Source organism: Streptomyces albidicamelliae, assembly GCF_025642175.1.
Lineage (GTDB): Bacteria > Actinomycetota > Actinomycetes > Streptomycetales > Streptomycetaceae > Streptomyces > Streptomyces albidocamelliae.
In genome coordinates this window covers 956,526-969,503 of record NZ_CP106795.1, presented here as the reverse complement: position 1 = coordinate 969,503, position 12,978 = coordinate 956,526, and the positions used below count along the sequence as shown (strand labels likewise).

General features: G+C 72.7%; 9 protein-coding genes. 4 read left to right on the top strand and 5 right to left on the bottom strand.

Annotation, left to right across the window (positions count from 1 at the left end; genetic code table 11):
* The first annotated feature begins 162 nt into the window (after nt 1-162).
* Nucleotides 163-1,611, top strand: coding sequence for a hydrolase (locus tag N8I86_RS04685; protein ID WP_123438912.1), 1,449 nt, complete (start codon nt 163-165; stop codon nt 1,609-1,611).
* Nucleotides 1,612-1,651: 40 nt separating this feature from the next.
* On the opposite strand, the gene N8I86_RS04680 is transcribed toward N8I86_RS04685, so the two are convergent.
* Together N8I86_RS04680 and N8I86_RS04675 are read right to left on the bottom strand one after the other, a co-directional pair.
* On the bottom strand, nt 1,652-4,375 hold the full coding sequence (locus N8I86_RS04680; protein WP_263277167.1) for a glycoside hydrolase family 2 protein: 2,724 nt from the start codon (nt 4,373-4,375) through the stop codon (nt 1,652-1,654).
* Nucleotides 4,376-4,482: 107 nt separating this feature from the next.
* The gene (locus N8I86_RS04675; RefSeq protein WP_263277166.1) at nt 4,483-5,667 is read right to left on the bottom strand and encodes an ROK family transcriptional regulator; all 1,185 of its coding nucleotides are present in this window, start codon (nt 5,665-5,667) and stop codon (nt 4,483-4,485) included.
* Nucleotides 5,668-5,784: 117 nt separating this feature from the next.
* Here N8I86_RS04675 and N8I86_RS04670 point away from each other — a divergent pair, with 117 nt between their 5' ends.
* Nucleotides 5,785-7,218 (top strand): APC family permease, encoded by a 1,434-nt coding sequence (locus N8I86_RS04670; RefSeq protein WP_073894458.1) that lies wholly within the window; start codon nt 5,785-5,787, stop codon nt 7,216-7,218.
* Nucleotides 7,219-7,291: 73 nt separating this feature from the next.
* On the top strand, nt 7,292-8,059 hold the full coding sequence (locus N8I86_RS04665) for an ArsR/SmtB family transcription factor (protein ID WP_073894457.1): 768 nt from the start codon (nt 7,292-7,294) through the stop codon (nt 8,057-8,059).
* Nucleotides 8,060-8,172: 113 nt separating this feature from the next.
* Here N8I86_RS04665 and N8I86_RS04660 read toward each other — a convergent pair whose 3' ends face one another.
* Nucleotides 8,173-8,610 carry an SPW repeat protein gene (locus tag N8I86_RS04660; protein WP_073894455.1) on the bottom strand — a complete coding sequence of 146 codons (438 nt, stop codon included), beginning with the start codon at nt 8,608-8,610 and terminating at the stop codon, nt 8,173-8,175.
* A 204-nt stretch (nt 8,611-8,814) separates the two neighbouring features.
* On the opposite strand from N8I86_RS04660, the gene N8I86_RS04655 reads away from it, so the two are divergent.
* A complete protein-coding gene (locus N8I86_RS04655; protein WP_263277165.1) occupies nt 8,815-9,840 on the top strand; it encodes a MerR family transcriptional regulator in 1,026 nt (341 codons plus the stop codon).
* A gap of 110 nt (nt 9,841-9,950) precedes the next feature.
* Here the strand turns inward: N8I86_RS04655 and N8I86_RS04650 are convergent, their stop codons facing one another.
* On the bottom strand, nt 9,951-11,324 hold the full coding sequence (locus N8I86_RS04650; protein WP_263277164.1) for a cryptochrome/photolyase family protein: 1,374 nt from the start codon (nt 11,322-11,324) through the stop codon (nt 9,951-9,953).
* 50 nt (nt 11,325-11,374) lie between these two features.
* The gene (locus N8I86_RS04645; protein ID WP_263277163.1) at nt 11,375-12,892 is read right to left on the bottom strand and encodes an SDR family oxidoreductase; all 1,518 of its coding nucleotides are present in this window, start codon (nt 12,890-12,892) and stop codon (nt 11,375-11,377) included.
* Nucleotides 12,893-12,978 lie beyond the last annotated feature (86 nt).

Here is a 12,978-nt window from a genome sequence, read left to right as displayed (position 1 = left end):
GAGGCCACGCCGCCCCGAATGCCGCCACGGCTTCTGTTCACCGCGCCTTCATGCCATGTACCTTTCAACCTCTCGACGCGTGTAGAACCCTCAAGCGGGTTCTACGCGCGCAGACTTGGCGCCCCCACCGCCTTCTCCCCACCCCTCATGGAGGTTCGCCGGATGCCTGGACCCAGGAGATCCCGCCGCAGACTCACCACCGCCCTCGCCGGATTCGGGCTGCTCCTCACCGGAGCCGCCCTCCAGATCGGCACGGGCGCCCCCGCGCACGCGGCGACGACGCACCGCATCCTGTTCGACAACGCCCATGCGGAGACGGCCGGCAACGCCGACTGGATCATCTCCACCAGCCAGCCCGACCCGCTCGGGCAGGACTCCACCCCGTCCGCCGAGACCGACTGGACCGGCGCCCTCTCCTCGTGGGGCGTCGCCCTGCAGAAGGCCGGCGGCTACAGCCAGAAGACCCTGCCTTCCGGCTCCAGCCTGAGCTACGGCGGCTCGTCGGCGACCGACCTGTCGAACTTCGACACGCTGGTCCTGCCGGAGCCCAACACGATGTTCACGAGCGCCGAGAAGACGGCGATCATGAACTTCGTGAAGAACGGCGGCGGCCTGTTCATGATCTCCGACCACACGGGCGCCGACCGCAACAACGACGGCTACGACGCGGTCGAGATCTTCAACGACCTGATGAGCAACAACAGCGTCGACTCCACCGACCCGTTCGGCTTCTCCGTCGACACGCTGAGCATCGGCTCCGACCATCCGGCCGCGATCAGCGACAGCACCGACCCCGTCCTGCACGGCGCCTTCGGCACGGTCACCAAGAGCCTGATCGCCAGCGGGACCACCGCCACCCTCAAGCCCGCCGACAACCCGGCCGTCAAGGGCCTGCTGTACCGCACCGGTTACTCCGGCAACACCGGCGCCTTCTTCGCCACGTCCGCCTTCGGCAGCGGCCGGGTCGCCTTCTGGGGCGACAGCTCCCCGATCGACGACGGCACCGGCCAGTCCGGCAACACCCTGTACGACGGCTGGAACGACTCCACCGCCACCAACGCGCCCCTCGCCCTCAACGCCACCGCCTGGCTGGCCGGTTCGGGCACCACCGGCGGCGGTGGCGGCGGGGGCGGCACCTGCACCGCCGCCCAGCTCCTCGGCAACAGCGGCTTCGAGTCCGGTGCCACCACCTGGACCGCCTCCAGCGGCGTCATCACGAACGACACCGGCGAGGCCGCCCGCACCGGCTCCTACAAGGCCTGGCTGAACGGCTACGGCTCGGCCCACACCGACACCCTCGCGCAGACGGTCACCGTCCCCGCCGGGTGCACGCGCGCCGACCTCGGCTTCTACCTCCACGTCGACACCGACGAGACGACCACCTCGACGGCCTACGACACCCTGAAGGTCCAGGTCCTCGACAGCGGCGGCACCGTGCTGTCGACCCTCGCGACGTACTCGAACCTGAACGCGGCGAGCGGTTGGACCCGGCGCGCGTTCAGCCTCGCTGGCTACGCGGGCCAGACCGTCACCGTCAAGTTCACCGGCACCGAGGGCTCCACCCTCCCGACGTCCTTCGTCATCGACGACACGGCGCTCGACGTCGGCTGACCCCGAGGGGGTGGGCCCGCCCGGCCCACCCCCGCTCCGTTCAGGCGGCCGGCACCGTCCGCTCCGCCGTGTTCCACCCGGACACCCGCACACCGGGTGCCGAGCCGCGCAGATCGGCCGTCCGGTAGGTGGCGGTCAGCGTCACCGACTCACCGGGCCACAGGCTCACGTCGTTGTCGGACCAGCGCACCGGCAGCACGGGACCGCCCTGCCCGCCGACCACCCGGACGTCCGTCAGCAGCGACGGCGTCGTGCCTGCCCCCGTGTTGCGGAGGGTCACCGTCGTCGTCGACGTACCGCCGGACGACTCGGTCGAGGCCGTCGCCGCCACCGGCACCCGTGCCATCGAGGCCAGCCCGGTGAGATCGGCCGAGCCCGTCGTCGGCGTGTAGTACCAGGTGGTGCCGTTCCAGTCGAGGGTGTCGGCCTTGCCGGAGAGCCAGTAGACGTTCCTGCTCACCTCCCGCCCGGCCGCGTCGGTCAGCACCAGGCGGAGCAGATACGTCGGCTTCAACCCGCTCACCGAGGACGGCAGCGTGAGGGGCTTCGTGTGCGCCCCGTCGCCCTCCACCGAGACGCCCGCGACGGTGCGGTCGTATCTCTGCGTACCGTCGGGGTCGAACAGCGTCGCCCGTGCGGTCATGCCCTGCGCGGGAGTGTGCAGGTTGTTGACCACCACCACCGAGCGGTCGTCGTAGGAGTACTGGACGTGCAGCGGCTCGTTCGCCTTCTTCGCCCCGAAGTAGGCGCCGTTCTGGTCGAGATAGCGGTCCACCAGCTGCCAGTGCAGGGACGTCCAGCCGCTGTTGAACATCCAGTGGATCACCCCGGTGGCGGGGCGGTCGGTGTCGGCGGCGTTGCGGCCGTAGGCCTCGAACTGGGCGCGGACGTTCTCGTACTGGGCGAGCTGCGCCTTGCGCACGTAGTCGGTGAGGCTCGTGGGCGGGCCGTAGCGGTGCGCGAGGGCGTCGTCGTAGATCTTGAGCGTGCCGAACGTCGTGGACGGGGAGCGGTGGTACTGCCGGGCGCCCGGATCCTTCCAGAGGGTGTCGAGCTCCGCGGGCGTCATCATCCGGCGCAGGGTGTCGAGCGTGGGGATGCTGGGGCCGGCGCTGGTCTCGGAGTTGAATCCGGTGGCCCCGCCCTCCCGCTTGGCGTACCAGTAGCCGGGCGGCACCCAGTCGTACGGCCCGGTCATCTTCATGCCCGACGCGCCCAGTCGGGGCGAGGAGGCGTCGGACGCCGCGGGCACCACCGGCACCGGCCAGTCGGCGGCCTCCAGGGCGTCCAGGTAGCCCTTCTCGATCGCCGCGTCCGGGGCGGAGTCGCTGCCGATCAGGAAGGAGAGCACACTCGGGTGGCCGCGCAGCCGGGCGGCCTCGGCGGCCATGGACGCCTTCGCCACCAAGTGGTCGGCGTCGGTCCACTTCTTCCCCGACCCGCTGGGGTTGACCTGTCCCTCCCACTTGTCGCAGCACTCCCAGCCCGGCAGCGTCAGCACGCCGTACCGGTCGGCCAGGTCGAAGAACTCGTCGGGCTCCAGGTGGCCCTCCAGGCGGAGGGTGTTCAGGCCCAGGTCGACGGCGTACTTCAGGCGGTCCTCGACGTAGGTGCGGTCCCAGCGCAGGAACTCGTCCGGTGACCAGCCGCCGCCCTTGACCAGCAGCCCGCGGCCGTTGATCCGGTACTGGCGGGCACCCGCTGAGTTCAGCGGCGCCCGCACGTCGCGGATGCCGAAGGTCCGGTGCGCGGTGTCCGACGTCCCACCGGCGACCTCGGCGCTGAGATCGAGGTCGTACAGCGGCTGCCCGCCCATGCCGGCGGGCCACCACACCCGCGGCGACGTGAGGTGCAGGCCGGGCACGTCGGCGGGGGAGAAGGTGACCGTCTTCGTCTCGTGGGCGGCGAGCGGCACGCTCCGGGTGAAGTGCGTCCCGCCGACGCTGCCGGAGATCTCCGCGGTGACCGGCGCGCCGGAGTCGTTGCGGGCCAGGGTCTTCACCGTCAGATCGGCGGTGGCGAGCGAGGGGACGGCCAGATCGGTGACCACGTGCGTGTCGCGCAGCGCCACCGGGCCGCCCCTGCGCACCAGGACGTCGCGGACGAGGCCCATGTTCCGGTCGGGGGGCGGCTGGAGCCAGTCCAGCCAGCCCATCGTCAGGTCCTGGTCCGGGTCGTTGGGCCGGACGCGCAGGGCGACCGTGTTGGTGCCGGACCTGACCAGGGAGGTGATGTCCAGCTCGTGGTGGGTGTAGGCGCCCGTCACGTCCGCGGCCGCCGCGACCCGGTGGCCGTTGACGTAGACGTCGGCCGCCGAGACGACCCCGCTGAAGTCGAGGGAGGTGCGCCGGCCGGTGTCCTCGACCGTGAAGTCCGAGCGGTACCACCACGGGACCTGGAAGTCCGCGCGGGGGATCTTCTGCAGGTTGCTGGAGTGGAACGGATCGGCGTACACGCCGTCGGCGAGCAGCGCCGCCAGGACCGTCGAGCGCGGGCCCGCCGGGTGCCAGCCGGCCGCCCGGTAGCCGGGGGAGGAGACCGCCTCGGGGGAGTCGCTCACCTTGGCCGTGGACTGGACGGCGAAGCCCGCGAGCGGGGTGGCCGAGCCGGCCTCGGAGGGGACGCGGGTGGCCTCGACGTGCTGCCCGTGCGGTGCGGCCGGCTGCCGGTTCCCGGCCCAGGCACCGGAGGTCAGCGTGGAGAGCAGACCGACGACCAGCGCGGTGGTGGTGTACCGGCGTCGGTGCGGGGGGCGAGGGAACACGAGGGGTCTCCAGCCTGGTAAAGTTAGGAAACTTTACTAATCCGGTTCACGCTAGGCGTCCCCGCAGGCTCAGTCAACGACCCCGGCCGTGACGGGCGCCGCGAGGGTCAGGTTCCGGCCGTCCGGCGCTCGAACACCACGTCCCGCGCGGTGTCCAGTGCCGTGGCCACCGCGCCCAGCAGCACCGCGTCCTCGCCGAGCCGGCTCGGCACGATCCGCGGGCGCAGCGGGGTGAGGGCGCGCACGTGTTCCCTCACCGGCCGCAGCAGCAGATCGACGCTGTGCCCGACACCGCCGCCGAGCACCACCAGATCCGGGTCGAGCACGGCGGCGGCCGCCGCGACGGTGTGCGCGATCCGCTCGCCCTCCAGCTCCACGGCGCGCGCGGCGGCCGGATCGCCCCGCCGGGCCGCGTCGAACACGGCCTTCGCGGTCAGCTGCCCGCTCATCCCGAACCGCCGGGCGCTCTCCACCACGGCCACGCCCGACACCGCGTCCTCCAGCCGCTCCGGCTTCTGCCGGCCCGGCCAGGGCAGGAAGCCGATCTCCCCGGCCAGCCCGTGCGCTCCGGTGAACAGCCGCCCCTCGCTGACGACCCCCATGCCCAGGCCGGTGCCTATGAGGATGTACGCGAAGAGCCGGCTGCCCTCGCCGACGCCGTACGTGTACTCGCCGAGCGCCGCCAGATTGGCGTCGTTGTGCACCTCCAGGGGAACGCCCAGCTCCTCGCGCATCCGGTCGACGATCCCGGTGCGCCCCCAGCCCGGCAGATGCATCGCGTACCGCACCCGGCGCCGGCGCTCGTCGTACACACCGGGCGTGCCGACGACCCCGTGCACCACCTCGGCCGGGTCGACGCCCGAGTTCTCCACCACCTGGCGGGCCGTGCCCACGACCAGGTCGGCGAGCGCGGCGGAGGCGCGGGCCCGGTTGCGCACGTCGGCCCGGGCGGCGACCGTGCCGTCCAGGTCGACGACGGCGACCCGCAGCCAGCTCCGGCCGATGTCCACGCCGAGCGCGTACCCGGCGGCCGGATCGGGGGCGTACAGCACGGCGGTGCGCCCGCGTTCGGGGGCGTGGGTGCCGGCCTCGCGGACCAGTCCGGCCGCCTCCAGCGAGGCCAGCGCGCTGGAGACCGTCGGTTTGGACAGGCCCGTGTCCCGGGCCAGTTGTGCGCGCGACGCGGCACCGGAGTCCCGCAGCCGGTCCAGGAGCAGCCGCTCGTTGGTACTGCGCAGGCGGCGGCGGTTCCAGGGCTGTTCCTGCTGCTCCACGGTGTCGCTGACGGGCATCGCACCATTCTCGTGCATTTCTGACGCATACTTGACGCCTCTAGTAAGGCTCCTTAACTTTATCGGCCAGTCGGCCCCGCCGGGTGCCGTCGAGCGCCCGCCGCGTCAGGAGTCCCCATGTCCGGAAGCCCGCCACCCACGGGTGGCTTCGTCCGTCGCGTCGGCCAGTTCCAGGCGACGGCCATCAACATGAGCCAGATGTGCGGCATCGGCCCGTTCGTGACGATCCCGCTGATGGTCGCCGCGTTCGGCGGCCCGCAGGCGGTGATCGGGTTCCTCGCCGGCGCGCTCCTCGCGCTGTGCGACGGACTGGTCTGGGCCGAGCTGGGCGCCTCGATGCCCGGTTCCGGCGGCAGCTACGTCTATCTGCGCCAGGCCTTCCAGTACCGCACCGGACGCCTCGTGCCGTTCCTGTTCGTGTGGACGGCGATGCTGTTCATCCCGCTGATCATGTCCACCGGCGTGGTGGGATTCGTCCAGTACCTCGGCTACCTCGCCCCCGGCCTCGGGCGGACGTCCGGCGACCTGATCGGGCTGGGTGTCATCGCCCTGGTCGTCGTCCTGCTCTGGCGCGGCATCGAGCACATCGCGCGCATCACCGCCGTCATGTGGACCGTGATGATCGCCTCGGTCGTGCTGGTGATCGCCGCCGCCGCGACGGACTTCAGCCCGCATCGGGCCTTCACCTACCCGGCGGGCGCCTTCGACCTGACGAGCGACCACTTCTGGCTCGGTTTCGCCGCCGGCCTGACCATCGGCATCTACGACTACCTCGGCTACAACACCACCGCCTACATGGGCGCCGAGATCAAGGACCCGGGCCGCGTCCTGCCGCGCTCCATCGTCTTCTCGATCCTGGGCATCATGGCGATCTACCTGCTGCTCCAGATCGGCACGCTCGGTGTCGTCGACTGGCACCGGATGGCCGACCCGCACGACGTCGCCTCCACCTCCGTGGCCTCCGCGGTGCTGGAGGAGACCTGGGGCAGGGGCGCGGCCGACGTGGTGACCGTACTCATCCTGGTCACCGCGTTCGCCTCCGTGTTCACCGGCCTGCTGGGCGGCTCCCGCGTGCCCTACGACGCCGCCCGCGACCGGGTCTTCTTCCGCCCGTACGAGAAGCTGCACCCCCGGCACCGCTTCCCGACGCTGGGCCTCGCCACCATGGGCGTGATCACCGCGGTCGGCTTCCTGATCGGCCGCCACACCGACCTCGCGACGCTGATCCAGCTGCTCACCACGGTGATGGTCCTCGTGCAGGCGCTGGCCCAGATCGTCGCGCTGACGGTGCTGCGCGGGCGGCGGCCGGAGATGCCCCGCCCGTACCGGATGTGGCTGTACCCGGTGCCGAGCGTCCTGGCCTTCGCCGGCTGGTGCGTGATCTACGCGTACGCCGACAAGAACTCCCCGGGCCGTCACCCCGTCGAGTGGTCCCTGGCCTGGCTGGCCCTCGGCTGCGTGGCCTTCCTGCTCTGGGCCCGGGTGGAGAAGGTGTGGCCGTTCGGGGCGAAGGAGATCAGCGAGGAGTACACCGTCGTCGCGGTGAGTTAGGACCGAGCGCCCGATTGACATGCAAGTGATTGCCTGCATAACGTTGAGTGTGCGATCGGAGCGCGACAGCGGGATGGACAAGGTCTTCAAGGCGCTGGCGGACGACACCCGCAGACGCCTGCTGGACCGGCTCCACGAGAACAACGGCCAGACCCTCGGCGAGCTGTGCGAGCACTTCGCCATGTCCCGCCAGTCGGTCACCCAGCACCTGGCCCTCCTGGAGGCCGCCAACCTGATCGGTACGGTGCGGCGGGGGCGGGAGAAGCTGCACTACCTCAATCCGGTCCCGCTCCACGAGATCCAGGAGCGGTGGATCGACAAGTTCGAGCGCCCGCGCCTGCAAGCGCTCGGCGCCCTCAAGCGACGAGCCGAGGAAGCCATGACCGACAAGCCGAGTTTCGTGTACGTCACTTACATCGCGAGCACCCCCGAGAAGGTCTGGGAGGCGCTCACCGACGCCGACCTCACGGCCGCCTACTGGGGCCACCGGAACGTCTCCGACTGGCGGCCCGGATCCCGCTGGGAACACGTCCGCACCGACGGCTCCGGCATCGCCGACGTGGTCGGCCGGGTCGTGGAGAGCGAGCCGCCCACCCGGCTGGTCACCACGTGGGCGGCACCGGACCAGGAGGAGCGGGAGGACCGGCACTCCCGGGTCACCTTCGAGATCCGCCCGCACGAGGACATCGTCCGGCTGACCGTCGTCCACGAGGACCTCAACGACGAGGGAGAGCGCTCCGACGTGGCCTCGGGCTGGCCGGCCGTCCTCTCCAACCTCAAGTCGCTGCTGGAGACCGGCCGCACCCTGCCGCAGGAGCCCTGGCTGGTACCGGGCCACTGAGCGGGCACGTGAAAGGCCGGTCCGCACGGGCGGGCCGGCCTTCCGGAATTCCTGTTCTGTCGTGTGCCTGTGCTTCCAGTGTTCCGTGTCCTTCCTTCCCTCGGTCCTCGCTTCTACGGCCTGGGGGTGCTCTTCGCCGCGGTGACGGCGCACACCAGTCCAAGGGCGAGCGCGAGCGCGCCGATGACGATGTTGTTGACGATCACTCCGGTGTCCGGGCTGCTGCCCACGATCCACGGAGCGATGATCATCCAGATGCCCATGGCGCACATGGCCCAGCTGAGGCCGTACATCCGTTCCGGGGCCCTGGTGAATCCCAGTGCCAGCAGGCCTATCGCTATCCCGATGATCAGGTTGTGGGTCATGAGCGCGGGCTGGCTCGACGAGTAGTGCACGATCCACGGAGATGCCGCGCAGTACAGACCGAGCAGGAAGACCGGCCCGTCCACGAGCGCCACATCACGACCGCCGAGCATCCGGGCGTACCGCGCCCGCATCTCGGAGACATCGGGGTGGGTCGACATGTCACCCCTGTGCGAGACGTCGGCCATGACTCGTCTCCTTCTGCTGTGCAGGCCAGACCACGTCTGGTGTGAGTGCGACAAGCACCGCCTACCTAGTTTGCGCTTATTACGCCTTTATGTGTAGACCCGAGTGCAGTTGTCGTTCCTGCGCAACGGTCGGCGCTCGTCCCGGGGCCGGACCCGGCCGACGCACCCCGACGCGCAGCGTTTCTGCGTCGTATCGTCGGGGCCATGGACGACCAGCAGGGCCGCGCCGCACCGGACGCCGCGCCTCCCGTACCGGCCCTGACCACCGGCGCCCTCGCCCGCAGGCTCGGCCTGTCCCCGACCACCCTGCGTTCGTGGGACCGCCGCTACGGCATCGGTCCCGCCCGTGCCGACGGACGCCACCGGCGCTGGACCCCGCACGACGTGGCGATGCTGGAGACGATGTGCCGGCTGACCTCGGCCGGCGTCCCGCCGGCGGAAGCGGCCCGTGCCGCGCGGGAGGAGGGCCCGGCCGAGGGACGGGAACCGCGACCCGGCGCGCCGGAGGCGGCCCCGGCGGCCCGGGACACGCCGGACGGGACGGCCGCCGCGCGCACCCGGTCCGGCGGGGTGCTGCCGCTCGGTGCCGCCGTCCGCACCGAGTGCCGCGGCCTCGCCCGTGCCGCGGTCCGTCTGGACGCGCCCGCGGTCGAGGAGCAACTGGCCGCCGCCGTCGCCGAGTACGGCGTGGTCACCGCCTGGCAGGAGGTGATGATGCCGACGCTGCACGCGGTGGGCCGCAAGTGGGCCTCGTCCGGCGACCGTTACGTGGAGGTGGAGCACCTGCTGTCCTGGCACGTCTCCACCACCCTGCGCCGCCACACCCGGCCCGCCGCCGCGGTGGGCGGACCGCCCGCCCCGGGACCCGTGCTCCTCGCCTGCGTACCCGGCGAGCAGCACACCCTCCCGCTGGAGGCACTGCACGCGGCACTGAGCGAACTCCGGTTGCCCGCGCGGATGTTCGGCGCCGCCGTCCCCGCGGAGGCGCTGGTCGCGGCGGTACGGCGGCTGGGACCGGCCGCCGTGGTGCTCTGGGCGCAGGCACGCTCCACCGCGAGTCCGCCCCTGGCCCGGCACATCGGGGACATGCGGTGGGGGGTGAAGGGCGCCCGGGCGCATCCGCTGGTCGTCCTCGGCGGCCCCGGCTGGGCGGGCCGCCCGGCCCCCGGCCTGCTCCGCCCCGCCACCCTGGCGGAAGCGCTGCACCTCCTGTCGAGCGCTCCGGGGTAGTCACCGGGCGGGCACCGGGGCTTCCGGGAGCCCGCCACGCCCCTCCCGGACCGGGGCGGGGCCTCCGGGGCCGTGCGGTGGCCGGGCGTGTCCCGGCGGCCCGCCGTGCGTCACTCGCGGCCCCGGGCGCGGCGGAACCGGGCGAGGCCCTCCGCGAGGTCCACGACCGGCTCCGGGTAGCCGGCCGCCGCCGACCGGTCCCGGCCGCTCAGTTTCCAGGGTTCGTGCACCGCCCCGCCCTCGATGTCCGCCAGCTCCGGCACCCATCGCCGCACGTACGCGCCGTCGGGATCGTGCCGCTTGCCCTGCGTCAGGGGGTTGAGGACCCGGTTCGGGCGGGTGTCCGTGCCGGTTCCCGCCACCCACTGCCAGTTCAGCTGGTTGTTGGCGATGTCCCCGTCGACCAGCAGGTCGAGGAAGTGCCGGGCCCCGATGCGCCAGTCCACGTAGAGCGTCTTGGCGAGGAAGCTCGCGGTGAGCAGCCGCGCCCGGTTGTGCATCCACCCCTCGTGGCGCAGCTGCCGCATCGCCGCGTCGACCACCGGATATCCGGTACGGCCCGCCCGCCACGCCTCCACGTCCTCCCGGGCCGTCCGCGCGGACCGCCAGCGGTCGTGCTTGGTCCGGTAGTCGGCCGTGGCCGCGTCAGTCCGCGCCGCCAGCACCTGGCGGTGGAAGTCCCGCCAGGCGACCTGCCGCACGAACGCCTCCGCCCCGGGACCGCCGACCCGGCGCACCCGGTGGACGACCTCGACCGGGGACAGCGTGCCGAAGTGCAGGAACGGCGAGAGCCGGGAGGTGGCGTCCCCGGCCATGTCGTCGTGCCGGTCCTCGTAGGCGGCCACCCCCGACCGCAGCCAGGCGGCGAGCCGCTTGCGGCCCAGGGTCTCGCCGCCCTCGGCCAGCCCCGGCGACACCCCCGCCGCGGACCGGGACCGCAGTTCCTCGGAGCCGACGCCCGCCGGCACCCGTACCGCCCGGGGCGCACCGAGCGTGTCCCGCAGCCGCCGCCCCGACCACTGGCGGTAGTACGGCGTGAACACGGCGAAGTGGTCCGAGGAGGCGGGCGTCACCGCGCCGGGCGCCACGGCCGTCGTCACCGTGTCGTGGACGTGGAGCCGCCGCCCCTCGGCCTCCAGGGCGCTGCGCAGCCGCCGCTCCCGCAGGTGCGCGTAGGCGCTCACGTCGGCCGCCATGTGCACGTCGTCGGCGTCCGCCTCGGTGACCGCCTTGCAGACCTCCTCGACGACGTCCCCGGAGCGCACCACCAGCCGCCCGCCGCGCCTGCGCAGGCCGGCGTCCAGGTCGCGCAGGCAGTCGTCGAGGAAGGCCAGCCGGTTGGGCGCGCCGCGGAACGGGTCCGCGATGCCGCTGTCGCGCACGAAGAGCGGCACCACCTCGTGGCCGCCCTCCAGGGCGGCGCGCAGCGGCGGATGGTCGTGCAGGCGCAGATCGGCGGTGAACAGGACGACGGAGGTGGGCATGGGATGGCTCCGGGGGCGGTGCGAGGCTGTCGGGTGCCGGTGGGCGTGGGTCAGGCGTGGGTGGGTGCCGCCCGGCCGGTCGCGGCGGCGGCCCGGGCGATGTTGCGGGCCATCCCGCCGAACACGAGGGCGTGGAACGGCGAGACGCTCCACCAGTAGGCGTGGCCCAGCAGCCCGTGCGGATGGAACAGGGCGCGCTGGCGGTACCGGCTGCGGCCCTTGCCGTCCGGCTCGGCGTACATCTCCAGCCAGGCCAGCCCCGGCAGCCGCATCTCGGCGCGCAGCCGCAGCAGGTGCCCCGGCTCGATCTCCTCCACCCGCCAGAAGTCCAGCGAGTCGCCGACGCGCAGCCGCTGCGCGTCCCGGCGCCCCCGGCGCAGTCCGACCCCGCCGACCAGCCGGTCCAGCACACCCCGCAGGTTCCAGGCGAGCGGGAAGGAGTACCAGCCGTTCTCCCCGCCGACGCCCTCGATCACCCGCCACAGCGCGGGCACGTCCGCGGCCACCGAGGCCGTGCGCCGGTCGGTGTAGAGGCTGCCGCCCGCCCAGTCGGGGTCGGTGGGCAGCGAATCGCTGGGGGCGCCCGGCGCCGCGGCGGACGACCAGCGGGTGGTCACCCGGGCCTCGCGCACCCGGCGCAGGGCGAGCCGTACGGACTGGTCGAAGCCGAGCGGATGCCCCGGCGGGTCCGGCACGTACCGCGCGATGTCGTGCTCGTGGCAGACGACCTCGTGGCGCAGCGACTCCGTGAGCGGACGGGCGATGCCGGTGGGCACGGGGGTGACCAGGCCGACCCAGAGGCTGGACAGACGCGGGGTGAGCACCGGCACCGGGAAGATGAGCCGGCGGGGGAGGTTCGCCACCCGCGCGTACCGGATCATCATGTCGCGGTACGTCAGGACGTCCGGGCCGCCGATGTCGAAGGTGCGGTTCACGTCGGCGGGCATGTCGGCACTGCCCACGAGGATGCGCAGCACGTCCCGTACCCCGATGGGCTGGATACGGGTGCGCACCCAGCTCGGGGTGATCATCACCGGGAGCCGTTCGGTGAGGTAACGCAGCATCTCGAAGGAGGCCGAGCCGGAGCCGATGATCACCGCGGCACGCAGCACGGTGGTGGGCACGCCCGAGTCCAGCAGGATGCGGCCGACCTCCGTCCGGGACCGCAGGTGCGGCGAGAGCTCGCCCTCGGGGACACCGTTCGGCGTGAGGCCGCCCAGGTAGACGATGCGGCCCACCCCGGCCGCCCGGGCCCGCTCCCCGAAGATCCGGGCGGCGCGGCGGTCGGTCGCCTCGAAGTCGCGGCCCGTGCCGAGGGCGTGCACCAGGTAGTACGCCACGTCCACGTCCCGCATGGCCTCGGCCACCGAGGCGGAGTCGGTGACGTCGCCGCGCACCACCTCCACCTCGCCCGCCCACGGCTGGTCGCGGAGCTTGCCGGGGGAGCGGGCCAGACAGCGCACCCGGTGCCCGGCGGCCAGCAGGTCGGGCACGAGGCGGCCGCCGATGTATCCGGTGGCGCCCGTCACCAGGCACAGCCGCCCCTCCCTGGGCTCGTCTTCCCGCATCGCTTCCGTCCTCCGGCTCGGCGTTCTCCTGCCCTTTCCGGTTCCGTGCGGGATCCGGATGCACTCCTCGTCCCCGGTCATGGGAC

Excerpts from the sequence above, each read along its gene's own strand:
- N8I86_RS04655 (WP_263277165.1), top strand. The coding sequence starts at position 8,815 with ATGGACGACCAGCAGGGCCGCGCCGCACCGGACGCCGCGCCTCCCGTA.
- N8I86_RS04685 (WP_123438912.1), top strand. The coding sequence starts at position 163 with ATGCCTGGACCCAGGAGATCCCGCCGCAGACTCACCACCGCCCTCGCC.
- N8I86_RS04650 (WP_263277164.1), bottom strand. The coding sequence starts at position 11,324 with ATGCCCACCTCCGTCGTCCTGTTCACCGCCGATCTGCGCCTGCACGAC.
- N8I86_RS04665 (WP_073894457.1), top strand. The coding sequence starts at position 7,292 with ATGGACAAGGTCTTCAAGGCGCTGGCGGACGACACCCGCAGACGCCTG.
- N8I86_RS04660 (WP_073894455.1), bottom strand. The coding sequence starts at position 8,610 with ATGGCCGACGTCTCGCACAGGGGTGACATGTCGACCCACCCCGATGTC.
- N8I86_RS04675 (WP_263277166.1), bottom strand. The coding sequence starts at position 5,667 with ATGCCCGTCAGCGACACCGTGGAGCAGCAGGAACAGCCCTGGAACCGC.
- N8I86_RS04645 (WP_263277163.1), bottom strand. The coding sequence starts at position 12,892 with ATGCGGGAAGACGAGCCCAGGGAGGGGCGGCTGTGCCTGGTGACGGGC.
- N8I86_RS04670 (WP_073894458.1), top strand. The coding sequence starts at position 5,785 with ATGTCCGGAAGCCCGCCACCCACGGGTGGCTTCGTCCGTCGCGTCGGC.